Annotated in this window: 12 protein-coding genes; 8 read left to right on the top strand and 4 right to left on the bottom strand. The window is 61.4% G+C overall.

Going from position 1 to position 14,880, the window contains the following annotated elements; translation table 11 throughout:
* Positions 1-311: 311 nt before the first annotated feature.
* Positions 312-1,037 (bottom strand): FadR/GntR family transcriptional regulator, encoded by a 726-nt coding sequence (locus CGLUCO_RS10275; RefSeq protein WP_005388951.1) that lies wholly within the window; start codon positions 1,035-1,037, stop codon positions 312-314.
* Between the two features lie 490 nt (positions 1,038-1,527).
* Between CGLUCO_RS10275 and nrdF the strand changes: the two genes are divergently transcribed.
* The 5 genes from nrdF to CGLUCO_RS10250 all read left to right on the top strand — a co-directional run bounded on the left by nrdF (position 1,528) and on the right by CGLUCO_RS10250 (position 7,476).
* Positions 1,528-2,535 carry a class 1b ribonucleoside-diphosphate reductase subunit beta gene (gene nrdF, locus CGLUCO_RS10270; protein WP_005394278.1) on the top strand — a complete coding sequence of 336 codons (1,008 nt, stop codon included), beginning with the start codon at positions 1,528-1,530 and terminating at the stop codon, positions 2,533-2,535.
* A gap of 665 nt (positions 2,536-3,200) precedes the next feature.
* Positions 3,201-4,895, top strand: coding sequence for an aa3-type cytochrome oxidase subunit I (gene ctaD, locus CGLUCO_RS10265; RefSeq protein WP_084036114.1), 1,695 nt, complete (start codon positions 3,201-3,203; stop codon positions 4,893-4,895).
* A gap of 82 nt (positions 4,896-4,977) precedes the next feature.
* Positions 4,978-6,090, top strand: a complete 1,113-nt coding sequence (serB, locus tag CGLUCO_RS10260; protein ID WP_084036113.1) for a phosphoserine phosphatase SerB — start codon at positions 4,978-4,980, stop codon at positions 6,088-6,090.
* Positions 6,091-6,792, top strand: coding sequence for an aminoacyl-tRNA hydrolase (locus CGLUCO_RS10255; RefSeq protein ID WP_005388958.1), 702 nt, complete (start codon positions 6,091-6,093; stop codon positions 6,790-6,792).
* 60 nt (positions 6,793-6,852) lie between these two features.
* The gene (locus tag CGLUCO_RS10250; protein ID WP_005394281.1) at positions 6,853-7,476 is read left to right on the top strand and encodes a hypothetical protein; all 624 of its coding nucleotides are present in this window, start codon (positions 6,853-6,855) and stop codon (positions 7,474-7,476) included.
* A gap of 169 nt (positions 7,477-7,645) precedes the next feature.
* Here the strand turns inward: CGLUCO_RS10250 and CGLUCO_RS10245 are convergent, their stop codons facing one another.
* From CGLUCO_RS10245 to CGLUCO_RS10235, 3 genes are all read right to left on the bottom strand, one after another.
* The gene (locus CGLUCO_RS10245; RefSeq protein WP_084036112.1) at positions 7,646-9,055 is read right to left on the bottom strand and encodes a class I adenylate-forming enzyme family protein; all 1,410 of its coding nucleotides are present in this window, start codon (positions 9,053-9,055) and stop codon (positions 7,646-7,648) included.
* A 177-nt stretch (positions 9,056-9,232) separates the two neighbouring features.
* Entirely contained in the window at positions 9,233-11,152 is a 1,920-nt protein-coding gene (locus tag CGLUCO_RS10240; RefSeq protein ID WP_084036111.1) for an ATP-dependent DNA helicase, read from the bottom strand.
* 4 nt (positions 11,153-11,156) lie between these two features.
* Complete coding sequence (locus CGLUCO_RS10235; protein WP_084036110.1) at positions 11,157-12,461, bottom strand: nicotinate phosphoribosyltransferase; 1,305 nt, start codon at positions 12,459-12,461, stop codon at positions 11,157-11,159.
* 580 nt (positions 12,462-13,041) lie between these two features.
* Here CGLUCO_RS10235 and clpS point away from each other — a divergent pair.
* Genes clpS through CGLUCO_RS10220 form a run of 3 tightly spaced genes read left to right on the top strand, consistent with a single transcriptional unit; the run spans position 13,042 to position 14,813 of the window.
* Positions 13,042-13,344 carry an ATP-dependent Clp protease adapter ClpS gene (clpS, locus tag CGLUCO_RS10230; RefSeq protein WP_005394293.1) on the top strand — a complete coding sequence of 101 codons (303 nt, stop codon included), beginning with the start codon at positions 13,042-13,044 and terminating at the stop codon, positions 13,342-13,344.
* Entirely contained in the window at positions 13,345-13,878 is a 534-nt protein-coding gene (locus CGLUCO_RS10225) for a DUF2017 domain-containing protein (protein ID WP_084036109.1), read from the top strand. It abuts the gene before it with no gap.
* On the top strand, positions 13,875-14,813 hold the full coding sequence (locus CGLUCO_RS10220; RefSeq protein ID WP_005394294.1) for a P1 family peptidase: 939 nt from the start codon (positions 13,875-13,877) through the stop codon (positions 14,811-14,813). The genes CGLUCO_RS10225 and CGLUCO_RS10220 overlap by 4 nt, the downstream gene beginning before the upstream one ends.
* Positions 14,814-14,880: the final 67 nt, after the last annotated feature.

Here is a 14,880-nt window from a genome sequence, read left to right as displayed (position 1 = left end):
CCCCCGCCGGGCATATCCGTGTTGGATTGTGCTGCCAGGCGGGGGTTGTTTTTCCGTTTTGCAGATGACGTGTGGTCTAGAATTTGCGCTTACTGCGGGGGTAAGTGGCCGGGGCGCGCCCGTCCGCGTTCCCTTTCTCGCAGCAGGCGAGGCACAAACACCACACGGCGTGAGCCGTTACGAGCCATTACTGAGCTGTTACTGATCCATTCACCACGCGGTTATCACACCCACGGTCATCCGGTGCACGGCTATTTGCACACATAAACTCGCCTGCCGTCTTGCGCGTCGGCAGATCGTTGTTTGCCTGCCTACTTGCTCCCCGCAGTCAGTGCGTCGCGTACCTCGGCAAGGATTGCTTGCGCGGAACGCTCCGCCCGGTCGGGGTCGTGCATTGTGATCGCGTTGGCTAGTTCCCTATGCATATGCATGGCCGTCGGATGCGGTACATGTGGCATCCGCCCTGAACGGGTGCGGCCAACGAGGACGGCTGCGATCGTCGGGGCAAGATTAATGAACATCTCGTTGCCACTGCCCTCGAGGAGCAGCGTGTGGTAGCGGATATCCGCGTCGAGGAATTGGTCACTGTTGCCCATGCCGCGGGACCCGAGCTGGTGGATCTTCTCACCGAGGACGCGGAGTTCCTTACGCTGTTCCTCCGTCGCCCTGCAGGCCATAAGCCGGGCAGCGATGGGCTCAATGCCTACGCGGAGTTCTGTGAGGGACAACAACTGATCATCCCGTTCCGTTTCGGAGGCGAGGCGCCAAGAAATAATGTCATCATCGAAAACTGCCCAATTATCCTTGGGTAGAACGGTGATACCCACCCGCCGGGAGGACTTTGCCAGGCCAAGCTGCTCAAGCGCACGCATCGCCTCGCGTGCGACTGTGCGTGATATCGAGTATTTGTCTGAAAGATCCTGAAGTGTGAAGACGGTACCTGGGGCAATCACGCCGGAGACAATGTCTGAGCCGAGCGTGTCCAGAACCGACTCCAATTTCGGCGTGGCCTGATTTGTGCGACGTGACAGGGCCATGGGGGTCTCCTTTATTGGCGGGAGTCAAATAGAAAGTCGAATAGGTAACTGGATAACTAATGATCATCCTATTGCTTTAGTGTCCGAAAATTTTAAAGATCCTACGATTGTCCTCGTATTTTTCTGATGTTTCATTCCTTGGATTACCCCCTAAACGGCTGCTATGTGTAAGAACCAGGGGTGAATACTCCGCCGCGAAGGCTGAAGGTGGGGCCGTAACCTCGGGTTGCTCGCTCCTGCACTTTCATCAACCATCATTGATTTTCGGCGCACGCAGGTGGGGTGTGTGTGCCTGGCATACGCGACGTAGGTGGGCATGTGTGGCGCAGAGGGGAGAGGAACAGGCGATGGGAGCCGCAAGGGATGAGAGACACCGGGGATGAGGGGGTGATGCGTCGAGCAGGGGGAGGGGGAAACAGGCGAGGCAAAGGGTTGGTTGAATCCGGGTACTATAGAGAAGAAAGTTCGGTTGTCTGAAAGGAATTTGTCAGTGGCATACCAGCACTCACCATCGCCGGCGCAGCACATTGCAAAGCGGGATTTTAGCGCGCCGTTGTCCGGAATTAACTGGAACGAGATTGAGGACGAAAAGGATCAGGAGGTCTGGGATCGTCTGACCGGTAACTTCTGGCTTCCGGAGAAAATTCCGGTGTCTAACGACATTCCGTCTTGGAACACGCTCAATGAAACCGAGCAGATCGCAACCATGCGGGTGTTTACTGGGCTGACGCTCCTGGATACGATCCAGGGCACGGTGGGTGCTGTCTCCCTCATCCCTGATGCCGTCACGCACCACGAAGAGGCCGTCTACACCAATATTGCGTTCATGGAGTCCGTACACGCGAAGAGCTACTCCAATATCTTCATGACTCTGGCATCCACGCCGATGATCAACGACGCGTTCCGTTGGTCGGAGGAGAACGTGAACCTGCAGCGTAAGGGTGAAATCATCCTGCGCGACTACGACGGAAAGAACCCGTACAAGCGCAAGATTGCGTCCACCTTGCTGGAAAGCTTCCTCTTCTACTCTGGCTTCTACCTCCCCATGTACTGGTCGAGCCACGCAAAGCTGACAAATACCGCCGACATTATTCGTCTCATTATCCGTGATGAGGCGGTTCATGGTTACTACATCGGCTACAAGTACCAGCGGATGCAGGATAACCTCAGCCAGGCGGAAAAGGATGAGCTGAAGGACTACACCTACGATCTCACCCTGGACCTCTACGATAACGAGGAACAGTACACCGAGGACATGTACGACGAGCTCGGCTGGACAGAAGACGTGAAGCGTTTCCTCCGCTACAACGCGAACAAAGCGCTCAATAACCTTGGCTACGAGGCTCTGTACCCGTCGGATGAGACCCGAGTATCCCCGGCCATCCTCTCGGCACTCAGCCCGAATGCCGACGAGAACCACGACTTCTTCTCTGGCTCCGGCTCCTCCTACGTCATTGGCGCGGTGGAGAACACGGAAGACGCGGACTGGGATTTCTAAAAGGAACTCGCCACCGCTCTCGGGAACCGGCACCTCTATAAAAAACCGGGAGTATCGGAGGCCGGTAGATCCTGAAGGGAATGGGACTCGGGGAAGAGACCCGGGCTTTCCATACCGAGCCGTGTGGTTGTCTGGTGTGTCGCCCGCTATCGTCCGGGGCGCGTCCCGAGGGCGAGCGGGTGGCACGAAGTGAAAACAGAATCAACCGCCGACGGAGCGCTTTGCTCCGTCGGCGGTTGTGTTGTTTGAGGCTTCTATATATAACGGTATGTGGCTGTGAGCGTTGCCGTAAACATAGCCGTACACGAATGTGAGGGGCGCAACACTACCATGGAGTCCGTTGAACAATCTGGCCGTATCAACCATTTGATTTACTTAGAGCGGGGGACAACTAAAGCCTTATTGGGGCAACCTTTTTGGCCAGGTTTTTCGGAAGGGAAAAGCGATCCGTCGCGGTTGGGAAAAAAGTGGGGCGCACCTACCTGCAGGTTCGTGTCACATTAGTCACACCGGGGTGAAAAACACGGGGTTGAAGTGAATTTTTGGGGCTCTCTGGGCACTGGAAAATGTGGGGGGCATTGGATTAAAGTTCAAAGAAGTATGAAACGAAAGCTGTCGCGGTGTGTAGCTAGTTGCACACCACGGCGCTAAGTCAGGAGGAACTAATGACCGCTGTTGCGCCAAGGGTTGACCGTCCGGTCGCACCCGAACGGCCACTTCCGCACGGTACCGGTCGTAGGGGCAATATCTTCTGGGAATTGCTCACCACGACGGACCACAAAATGCTGGGCATTATGTACATCGTCATGTGCTACGTATGGTACGTGATCGGTGGCATCATGGCCCTTCTTATTCGTGCTGAGCTGTTCCACCCCGGAATGCAGTTCTTGTCTAACGAGCAGTACAACCAGCTGTTCACCATGCATGGCACGATCATGCTGCTGGCATACGGCACGCCAATCGTGTGGGGCTTTGCTAACTACATTGTTCCTCTTCAGATCGGTGCCCCCGATGTTGCTTTCCCGCGTTTGAACGCCTTCGGCTTCTGGATCACCCAGATCGGTATCGTTGCGTTCTGTGCTGGCTTCGTCACCCCTGGTGGCGCCGGTGACTTCGGCTGGACGATTTACGCTCCGCTGAGCGATGCTATCCACTCTCCTGGTGTTGGCACTGACTTCTGGATTGTCGGTGTGGGTGCTACCGGTGTCGGTACTCTTGCCTCCGCCATCAACATGGTCACCACCATCCTGTGCCTCCGCGCACCAGGTATGACGATGTTCCGTATGCCGATCTTCGTCTGGAACATTTTCGTTGCTTCTGTTATCGCGCTCCTCATCTTCCCGGTTCTGACCGCCGCCGCTCTGGGCGTGCTGTACGACCGCAAGCTGGGTGGCCACATCTTCTCGGCCGGCAACGGTGGCGCACTCCTGTGGCAGCACCTGTTCTGGTTCTTCGGACACCCTGAGGTGTACGTCCTGGCACTGCCGTTCTTCGGCATCGTTTCCGAGATTGTCCCGGTATTCAGCCGCAAGCCGATGTTCGGCTACGTTGGCCTGATCTTCGCAACGCTGTCCATCGGTGGCCTGTCCATGGCTGTGTGGGCTCACCACCTATACCCGACGGGCGCTGTGCTCCTTCCGTTCTTCTCCTTCATGACGTTCCTCATCGCCGTTCCTACCGGCATGAAGTTCTTCAACTGGGTGGGCACCATGTGGAAGGGTCACATCACGATGGAGACCCCGATGCTCTGGACCGTCGGCTTCCTGGCAACGTTCCTCTTCGGTGGCATGACCGGCATCATGCTGGCTTCCCCGCCGCTGGACTTCCACATCGCTGATTCCTACTTCCTGGTGGCACACTTCCACTACACCCTGTTCGGTACCATCTTCCTTTCCGCTACCGCTGGCGTGTACTTCTGGTTCCCCAAGATGACTGGCCGTATGCTGGACGAGACGCTGGGTAAGATCCACTTCTGGCTCACCTTCATCGGCTTCCACGCAACGTTCATGGTTCAGCACTGGCTGGGCAACATGGGCATGGCTCGTCGTTACGCCGACTACCTCGACACCGACGGCTTCACCCTCCTCAACCAGGTTTCCACGGTTGGCTCCCTCATCCTCGGCATCTCGGTTCTCCCGTTCTTCTGGAACGTGTTCAAGAGCTGGCGCTACGGCGAGGTCGTCACCGTCGACGATCCGTGGGGCTACGGCAACTCCCTCGAGTGGGCAACCTCCTGCCCGCCGCCGAGCCACAACTTCACCTCTCTGCCGCGCATCCGCTCCGAGCGTCCGGCCTTCGAGCTGCACTACCCGCACCTCGTTGAGCAGGCCCGCGCTGAGATGCATGTCGGAAGGCACTAGGAGCTTAGGAACTCCTGTTAACAACTAGCACTATCCCCGTAGGTACATACTTACGGGGATTCGCTTGTTAAAGTAGTGGTTTATGACCGCTTCCCACATCCTCTCCGTCGGCCCGAACATCTACTCGGCAACGGAAACACTCCTCACAGGCCTGGGTTCACACCCACTCGCGAGCCTCACCATCCGTCGCATCGGCGACCAGCTCCTCATGAGCACGGAAGGCTCCTTCGAGAACACGGACGGCATCGAGGACAACCTCTTCAACGTCGGACAGCGTCCCGAAACAACGCTCGCTACGCCCCACGAGCGGCCGACGCACCGGCTTGTTCTTCAGGCTCCGCACTTCACGGGGCCCGGTCTCTTTGAGCTTCTCGACGCCCTCACGGACCTCACCGAGATTCCCTCTCGCATCGATCTGGTGAGCACCGAACCTCTGAGCGTTGTTGTTGCACACGTCGCCCTTCCTACCGAGCCAGGGGAGAACACCACACAGGCGATCCGTGACCTCTCCGCACGCACCGGGGTGGACATCGCGCTTGTGCCGGGCGGTCGCTATCCGTTCGCGCGCAAGCTCGTCGTCATGGACTGCGATTCCACCCTCATCGATGCGGAAGTTATCGACGAGCTTGCGAGCTTCGCCGGAAAGAAAGCCGAAGTGGCTGCGATCACCGACCGCGCCATGCACGGCGAACTCGACTTTTCGGAGTCCCTGCGGGAGAGGGTCGCCTGCCTGGAGGGGATCCCCGACAGTGTGTTCGCGGAGGTCGCCGATGCGATTAGCTTCAACCCGGGCGCCCTCGACCTCGTGGCCGCCTGCAATGAGCTGGGGTGGTCGACAGCCGTCGTCTCCGGCGGGTTCACCCCCGTCTTGGATCGTCTCGTGGCCCGCGCGGGGATCACCTATGCGCACGCGAATACCCTCGAGGTGCGCGACGGGAAGCTGACAGGAAAGGTCGTGGGGACGATCGTCGATAAGCATGAAAAGGCACGCTTTGCCCGTGCGTGCGCTGAGCGGGAGGGGATTCCCCTCGAGCGCGTTATCGCCATCGGCGATGGAGCCAACGACATGGAAATGGTGGGGGCAGCGGGCCTCGGGGTGGCCTACATGGCGAAGCCGGCCTTGAAAGCGGTAGCCGACACGTCCCTCAACCACTCCCGCCTCGATGCTGTGCTGCCGATCGCGGGGGTGCTGTAGATGCGACGTTCCTACGACGCTCTCGTCACCGGCCTGCACGACAGTACGCACAGTGACGGCGACGAGGAATACGCCATGGCCCTCGTTGTCAACCTACCCAAGCAGGACAAGCCACACCGCAACGATGTACTCGTTGCGGCTGGACAGGCCGTTGTGGCGACGGTGCTCGACCCGCGGGCAGCGGACAACCCGGAGTTTGCGCGCTGGTACGGAAAGCGGATTAGGAAGATCACGCGGCGGGCGCGCAACATCGCCTGGGAGCGCGTACAGGATGTCCCCGGAGTGACGGTTACCCACGGCACCGCCTCCGTCCGTGCCTTCGTCCCAGCGCCCGTTCATGCAACCGACCCCCGTGTAGATAAATTGCAGATTGGTGGCACCGATCTTCCGTTTGATGAATACCAAGGGAGTTCCCAGGGAATTTGTGGGGTATTCATTGATACGTCCCTTAAAATGTCCCTTGGAAAAGCAACAGCCCAAGTTGGGCACGCGACAATGCTCTTCGCTGCGTCACGGCCATACTCAGAGGTCGAGGCGTGGGCCACGGCAGGGTTCCCACTCACAGTGAGGGAAGTCAGCCATGAGGAGTTTATCGCAGAGGCCTCCCGCGCCGATGCCGTGGTTGTCCACGATGCCGGTTTTACGGAGGTAGCTCCAGGCTCCGCTACGGTTGTTGCCGTACCGCGAGGTGCAGACACCTAGGCCATAACGCCCATTTTCGTGGCCCGCCGGCACCTCGACGCTATCTGTGAGAGGAGACGCATGTCTTTAGCCACGAAGGAGCGGGTAACCTATTCCCGCTTCAGCCCGATCACTGCCTTAAAGGTGGCGTGGGACCGCTTCGCCTGCGATCTTTGGTGCTGGTCGCTCCCTTTCCTCCTCTATAGCGGGCTATCAATCGTGGTGGGGGCCAAGCTTCAGTTTGGCGATCGGATCCTGTTGACTACCGTCGTTGCCGTCCTCATGGGCCTCTGGCACGGCATCGTCGCCGATGCATCCACGCACGTCTGGCGCGGTGAGAAAAATGCGTGTTTTTATTTTCCCTGCCACTGGCAACCGGCGGCGGCCGGAATCATTCTGTGGACCGTGTCCTCGCTGAGCTCCCTATTTATCCCGTTCGCGGGGCTGGTGCTGCCATTCTTCTTCACAATTGGTGTCACAGCGGCAGCTGCGGATCGTTCCCTGCGGTCCTTTGTGGTGGAGCCATTGAAAATGTTTAGGGCTGTGCCTGTTCGCACTTTCTTCCTTATCCTGCTTGCCAGCGCGCTAGCCATCATCGGCGTGTTCGCGCTTTTCATCGGCTCTGCAATCACGTATCCGCTGGCAATCATGTTGCTTTCCGCAGGGTTCTTTATGTCCCGTGGAGAAAAAGACCGCGACGTGTAAGAGGTGTCCTGATCGATAAAACCACCAACACGGAGAGGGCTGTGGCATAAGCGAAAAAGAAAACGTCCGCAGCTTGTTGCTGCGGACGATGTGTTATCTGACGTGCTCTCTAGTGTTTTGCCTCTGCCTGCACCGTGGTATCCCAGATGAGGCGGGCAGCCTGGGCGGTTTAGGAAACCTGGGTGTCCCGAGCACGCAGCTCCCGGCGGAGGATTTTGCCCGCTGCCGAACGGGGGATGGCCTCCACATGGTGGACGGCGCGGATCTTCTCATAGCCGGGGACGCGCTCGGCGACGAAGGCCATGATCTGCTCCGCCGTTGCGGTTCCCACGACGTAGGCGGCGGGGATTTCCTCGCCGTCGTGGAGCTCCCGGACGACAGCTGCATCGGTGACCCCAGGGCAGGCGGTGATGAGTGCCTCGAGCTTGACGGGTGAGACCTGGTAGCCGTGGTACTTGATCACGTCTTTCAGCCTGTCGACGATCTCCACCTCGCCCCCGGGCAACACGCGCGCGAGATCGCCCGTGCGCAGCCACCTGCCCACAAGCGTCGCATCGGTTGCTGTGGGGTTGTGGTAGTAGCCCGCCATGACCTGGGGACCTGCGACCCACAACTCACCGACCTCACCCTGGGGCACGTCCGTAATCGTGCCGGGATCGACGATGCGCTGCTCCGTGTCCGGTAGCGGGTGCCCGATTGAACTCAGCGGAGTGGTCGAGGCGGTGGTCAGGTGGGTGACGGGGGAAGCCTCCGTCATGCCGTAGCCCTGCAGCATGCGTGAGCCGGTCCGCTCCGCCGCCTTTGTGCCGTCGGCTACGTTGAGGGCAGCCGCGCCCACGATCATGTATTTCAGAGAGGAGAAGTCGGTCGAATCGACGAGCGGGTGGCGGGCAAGGAGCGTGGCCAGGGGCGGGGCGATAAACGTGGTATGCACGTGATATTTCTCGTGGGCGGTAATGAACCGCTCCGCCTCAAACGGCATCGCCACGACGGTGGCACCGAGATACAACGGCACATTCAAGAGGGCGGTGAGCCCATAAATGTGGCTAAATGGCAGGACAGACTGGCACACGCTGCCGTGCGGCACCGGTACCTTCGCGCCAAATTGGACTGTGTTGGCCACGAGGTTGCGGTGGGTCAGCACCACGACCTTCGGTGCCCCGGTCGTGCCGGAGGAAATGGGGTAGCAGCATGGCCCGTCGAGGTTCACAGGCACGGAGCCGATTTCGATCCGCTCCTCGCATGCGGCGAGCGCCGGGTAGGTGGAGGTATCCATGATGTAGGCCGGCCGGGGGTCATCCGGTACTTCCCCGCCGATGGGCATGACGATCACACCGGCGACGATGCAGGCGTGGAAGGCAGCGGCGAAGTCGATGGAATTGGCCAATCGCACGCCGACGACATCCCCAGGCTCGATGCCGACTGCGCGCAGCCCAGCGGCGACGTGCTCGATTTCGAGGGCGAGGTCGCCGAAGGTGATGGACCGGTTGGTGTCGATCATCGCCGTTGCCGTGAGCTCATTCTGGTGGGAAAAGACGAGCTCGGGCAGTGTTTCCTCAGGGTAGGAGAGGGCGGTCATGGGAATACGGTTACCTTTCTATCTAAGAACTTTTGTTCTGGTCGTTGTCGAGTAGTAGCCGAGTAGTAGCCGAGTAGTAGCCGAGTAGCAGCCGAGTAGCTGTCGAGCAGCTGTTGTCGAGAACGGTTGTCAAACAGTGGTTGTTGAGCATGGTTGTTGCGTCGTGTGGTGTGGCTCCTACCCTTTGTGCCGTGCGGCGATGAGCCGCTTGAGGGCACCGGTGACGGTGTCGAGGTCGGTTGTGGTCCACATGGGCGGGATGGAGCGCAGGATGAAAGATCCGTAGCGCTTCGTGGCGATGCGGGAATCGAGGATCGCGACAACACCCCGGTCGGTGGTTGCACGCAGCAGACGGCCCGCGCCCTGCGCCATGAGCAGGGCGGCGTGCGATGCTGCCACCTGCATGAAACCGTTTCCTCCGCGGGCATCGGTGGCCTCCTTGCGGGCCTGGCTGAGGGGGTCGTCGGGGCGGGGGAAGGGGATGCGGTCGATGGTCACCAGCGAGAGGGACGGTCCCGGCACGTCGACACCCTGCCAGAGGCTGAGGGTGCCGAAGAGGCAGGAGTTCTCGTTGGCGGCGAACTGTTCGATGAGCGCGCCGATGGCGTCGTCGCCCTGGCAGTAGATGTCGAAGGGGAGGCGGGGGCGCAGCGCCTCGGTGGCCTCGACGGCGGCGCGCTTTGAGGAGAACAAGCCGAGTGTGCGGCCGCCGGCGGCGAGGATGAGGTGCTCCAGTTCGTCGAGAAGCTCGTCGGTGAGCCCGTCGCGCCCGGGCGGGGGCAGATGCCTGGACAGGTACATGATGGCGGAGCCCTGGGTGTCGAAGGGGGTGCCCACGTCGAGGGAGTCCCACGGCAGGTCAGTGAGCCCCCAGGCGCGTGCCATGGCGTCGAATTTGCCGCCAAGTGCGAGGGTGGCGCTTGTGAGGACGGTCGTGTTGGTGCCAAAGAGGTTGTCGGCGAGGACGCTGGCAACGGATAGGGGCGCCACCATGAGGCGGCGTTCGTCGCGGAGGTCCTTTTCCAACCACACGACATCAGCGTCGGAGCCTTCAAGCATCCGCTCGAGGCCGTCGATCAGCGTTTGGACGTGGCTCATGAGGCTGCGTTTTTCGGCGTAGCCCTCCGGGTCGCCCTCGGCATCGTCTTCGGTGAGGGAGAGCTCGGTGTACACAGCATCCAGGGCATCCCCCACGCCCGCCAGCGGGGCCTTCGCTTCGTCGGGGGTGGACTCCTCCCACCGGCCGAGTGGCAGCGCGGGGAGGATCTCCTCCAGGTCTCCTGTCACTTCACGCAGCTTGTCCACACCGTCCGAGTGCTTGCCGACGATCTTCTCCGCCCGCGTTGCCGCCATCTTCAGCGCCATCACACTGATGGTGGCTGTGGAGACGTCGGTGATCTTGTCCACGAGCTCGTGCGCCTCGTCGATGACGACGGCATCGTGGGCGGGAAGGATATCGATGGGGCTGGTCGCGTCGATGGCGAGCAGCGCGTGGTTGGTCACCACCACGTCCACGCCACGGGCTTGCGCCTTCGCTTTCTCAGCGAAGCACTCGTCGCCGTGCGGGCAAACGGATGCCCCCGGGCACTCCTGCGCGGTGGTGGACACCTTTGCCCACACCTGCTGCGGAACCCCGGGGTCGAGGTGATCGCGGTCGCCTGTGTCGGTCTCGTCGGCCCACTCATACACGCGGTCGAGGTGGGGTTTCATCCACTGGTAATCCTCGGCACCAATGAGCGCCGTCTCGACGGCGAGCTTGTTCAGGCACACGTAGTTGGAGCGGCCCTTCAAGATGGCGTAGGTGTAGTCCCCATCCAGGGCTTCTACCAGCCGCGGCAGGTCGCGTTCGACGAGCTGCCGCTGCAAGGCCAGGGTCGCCGTGGCGACGATGACACAGGCATCCTCCTCGTGGGCATAGTGCAGCGACGGCACGAGGTACGCCAGCGACTTGCCGGTTCCTGTCCCCGCTTGTACAGCGAGGTGGCGGCCGGAGTCAAAGGCGTGCGCCACGGCATCGGCCATCTTTTGTTGGCCGGGTCGTGGCGATCCACCAATGGCTTCGACCGCCTGAGTCAGAAGCTCCTGGATTTCCTCCAAGGCCTTAGAAACCCACGAATCGGGTGCCGATGGCCGGCTCGTCCTTGCTCAGCGCGAGGCCCTCCCACGGCAGGGAGACGAGGTTTTCCGCGAGCAGCTTGCGGGACTCTTCGATCGTCGGCTGGTCGTCGACAACCTCACCACTGCGGATGAGCGGGCGAGTGAGTTCCTTGTAGTGGAAGTTGCCCACGTCCGGAATCTCGTTGTGGAACGGGAAGACGATCTCCTCCACGCACGTGCCGGAGGCACGGCTGGTACGGATGGCGCGCTTGGCACCCGGCACCATCTTCTTGGCGGAGCTGCGCTTGGCCACCGGAATGCCGTCGACCTCCACGAGCTTGTACACCATCTCCGCCGTCGGTGCCCCGGAGCCGGTGACGACAGAGGTGCCAACACCGAAGGAATCGACCGGGTCGCCGCGGAGGCCGGCGATGGAGAACTCATCGAGGTCGCTGGATACGACGATCTTCGTATCCACCGCGCCGAGCTCGTCGAGGAGCTTGCGCACGCGACGGGTCATCGGTCCGAGGTCGCCGGAGTCAATGCGGATGCCGCCGAGCTTCGGGCCGGCAACGTCGATTGCCGTGCGGACGCCCTTGTCGATGTCGTACGTGTCCACGAGCAGGACAGTGTCGAGACCCATCGTCTCAATCTGGGAGCGGAACGCCGCCTCCTCGTTCGGGGTGCCGTCGGGATTGACGTGCACAAGCGTCCACGCGTGGGCGGCGGTGCCGGATGCCGGGATGCCGTAACGGTAGGCCGCCTCGAGGTTGCTCGTGGCGGTGAAACCAGCGAGGTAGGCTGCGCGGGCTGCGGTCACGGCGTTGTGCTCGTGCGTGCGGCGGGAACCCATCTCGATGATCGGTCGGCCGTCGGCTGCTACCACCATGCGGGCGGCGGCCGTGGCGACGGCGGAATCCGCGTTCATGATGGAGAGGATGACGGTTTCGAGCACAACGCACTCGGCGAAGGTGCCACGCACGGTGAGCAGCGGGGAGTTGGGGAAGTACAGTTCCCCCTCGGGGTATCCGTCGATATCCCCAGAGAAGCGGTAATTGCGCAAGAACTCGATCGTTTTCTTATCCAGGAAGTCGAGGCTTGCGAGCTGTTCCTCGCTAAAGACGAAATTCTTAACTGCTTCAAGAACGCGCGCTGTCCCGGCAACAACGCCGTAGCGGCGCTGGTTGGTGAGGCGACGGGTGAAGACTTCGAAGGCGCACTGACGGTCGGCGGTGCCATCCCTCAGTGAGGCCTGGAGCATCGTCAACTCGTACATGTCAGTGAAAAGCGCACTGGACTTGTTTTCCATAATGTCATGGTAGACCGGCCCCCACCTTCACGGGGCAGGGGCGTGGTCTTCTGCGTAAAATCCCCCACTAAACGGGTGCCGTGGGACGCCCTCGTGGTGGGCTTCGGCGGGGTTTCACGGCGGCGGTTGTGGGCACCGCCCGCAGTGGGGTTCTGTCGGCCTGCGCATGGTGAGAGGCGAGGGTGACCCCGGGACGTCGACAAGCTTCCCCGTGTGCGACCTGCGATGGAATCCCCAACAAGCGCCCCGGATCCAGGCGTGCCTCTGTCGCTTCGCTGGAGCTCGGACCGAAACAGCGGCGACCGTCCCACCCGTTGTCGTTGCCCGCAGTGGAGGCGTGGCCCGGCCGTGTCACACGGTGGAGGCGCAGCCCGGCTGTGTCACACGGTGGAGGCGCGGCCCGGCCGTGTCACACGGTGGAGGCGCACCCCGGCTGTGTCACGCGGTGGGATGAGTGGCCTGAAGGGTGGCTGTCGTACACGCCCGCGAATGGCTGCGCCGTGTGTACGCCTACGCGCCCCGATTCCGCAAAGCTCACTACACTGGGGTGCATGACTTACCGTTTAGGAGGTGACCGCGCATGAGCATGCCCGCTTCGCCACTGGCAACACCCGACGTTGATGTGGACGTGGAGGTTGCGACCTCGGAGAACCTGCCGTGGATGTGCATCGTCTGGGATGACCCCGTCAACCTGATGAGCTACGTCACGCACGTGTTCATGACCATGCTGGGCTACTCGCGCAAGCGAGCCACGGAGCTCATGATGCAGGTACACACGGAGGGGAAAGCTGTTGTCTCCTCCGGCGAACGCGACAAGGTAGAAGCTGACGTCAAGAAAATGCACACAGCCGGGCTGTGGGCAACAATGCAGCAGGGGGGATAAATGGAAGCGTGGAAGAAGAAAAAACCGTTCATGCGGCCCGCGCACTTTGAGACAGTGCTCGGCCCCATGGAGCGGGAAGTGCTCGGCAACCTCGCCTCCGTCGTCGCCGAGAAACTCATCGACCGCACACAAAGCGCACCCAAGGATCCGCTCGAGGAAATCACGGGCATGAGCTCCGGACACAAGGAGCCGCCGACCGATCCGGGGCTAGCCCGCCTCCTGCCCGATTTTCAGCGCGCCGAGGACGAAGAATTCGACGGCGACAATGCCCTCATGCGCAGCCTGACGGAGAACGACATCTGCCGGGCGAAGCTGGAAAACCTGCAGGTGATTGCGCAGAAGCTCGGTCCCGACGGCAACGTTGCTGTGCAGCTGACCCCGGAAGAAGCCAACCAGTGGGTGGCAGCCGTCAACGATATCCGTCTCTACATCGCCTCCTCCGCCCCAATGAACGGGACGAGCGAAGAGGATCGCCAGCGGCTCGTGGAGTGGCTGGCCTACCACCAGGACTCACTTTTGGAGGCCATGCTGTGATCCACGTAGGACACGCCACACTGGGGGACACAGGCTGCACGGTCATCGCGTGCCCGGAGGGGGCCTTGGCGGCCGTGGATGTTCGTGGTGGTGGCCCCGGCACCCGCGAAACGGACCTCCTGGAAGCCCACAACACAGTAGAAAAGGTGCACGCCATCGTCCTCTCCGGCGGTTCCGCCTTCGGTCTTGCCGCCGCCGACGGTGTCATGCTCGGGCTGGAGGAACGCGGCATCGGCTTTCCCGTCATCGACGGCGGGCCGGTGGTTCCGATCGTTCCCGCAGCCGTCATCTTCGACCTCTTCGTCGGCTCGTCTACGCACCGCCCCACGCTTGTCGACGGTCAAACCGCCCTTTCCGCAGCCCTAGCCGCCGACGGTGACCCGGCGAAGGTAGACGTCGGCTCCGTGGGTGCCGGCACAGCAGCGACCGCAGGTAGGATCTCCGGCGGCTTCGGCACAGCCACCGTTTCTGCAGGAGAATACGAGGTCACGGCGTATATCGTCGCCAACCCCATGGGGGATGTTGTCGACCCTGCAACGCACTGCCTGTGGGACACAGATCTAAAGGTCGATTACGAAAAGTTCTCTGCCCTCACCCCGCCTCGCCCGAAGCTCAACACCACCATCGGCTGCGTGACAACGAACGCGCCGGTCGCGCCGGGGCAGCTGAAGCGCCTGGCGATGGTCGCCCACGACGGGCTCGCCCGCGCCGTCCGCCCGAGTCACTCGCCCCTCGACGGTGACACGATCTTCGCGCTAGCTGATCCCGTAGACCCCGGCGCATCCACAGGAATTGGCGCAGGCAATGGCCCAGACATCGATATGGTGACGCTGTGCGCGGCTAGTGCCGATGCGACTCAAAAGGCCATCCAGTGCGCGATCACCCATGCTGCGGGCACACACGGGCGGCTGGCGTTTCGGGACATCGCGCTGTAGACATCGCGCTGTAGACACCGCGCTGTAGACACCGCGTTGTAACGGCCTTGTAACCGCTTCCTAACCG

Source organism: Corynebacterium glucuronolyticum DSM 44120 (genome assembly GCF_030440595.1).
GTDB lineage: Bacteria > Actinomycetota > Actinomycetes > Mycobacteriales > Mycobacteriaceae > Corynebacterium > Corynebacterium glucuronolyticum.
This window is presented reverse-complemented; position numbering and strand designations above follow the sequence as displayed.

Coding starts and splice junctions, on each gene's coding strand:
- serB (WP_084036113.1), top strand. CDS start 4,978: ATGACCGCTTCCCACATCCTCTCCGTCGGCCCGAACATCTACTCGGCA.
- CGLUCO_RS10255 (WP_005388958.1), top strand. CDS start 6,091: ATGCGACGTTCCTACGACGCTCTCGTCACCGGCCTGCACGACAGTACG.
- CGLUCO_RS10275 (WP_005388951.1), bottom strand. CDS start 1,037: ATGGCCCTGTCACGTCGCACAAATCAGGCCACGCCGAAATTGGAGTCG.
- CGLUCO_RS10250 (WP_005394281.1), top strand. CDS start 6,853: ATGTCTTTAGCCACGAAGGAGCGGGTAACCTATTCCCGCTTCAGCCCG.
- CGLUCO_RS10235 (WP_084036110.1), bottom strand. CDS start 12,461: ATGGAAAACAAGTCCAGTGCGCTTTTCACTGACATGTACGAGTTGACG.
- CGLUCO_RS10245 (WP_084036112.1), bottom strand. CDS start 9,055: ATGACCGCCCTCTCCTACCCTGAGGAAACACTGCCCGAGCTCGTCTTT.
- clpS (WP_005394293.1), top strand. CDS start 13,042: ATGAGCATGCCCGCTTCGCCACTGGCAACACCCGACGTTGATGTGGAC.
- CGLUCO_RS10225 (WP_084036109.1), top strand. CDS start 13,345: ATGGAAGCGTGGAAGAAGAAAAAACCGTTCATGCGGCCCGCGCACTTT.
- ctaD (WP_084036114.1), top strand. CDS start 3,201: ATGACCGCTGTTGCGCCAAGGGTTGACCGTCCGGTCGCACCCGAACGG.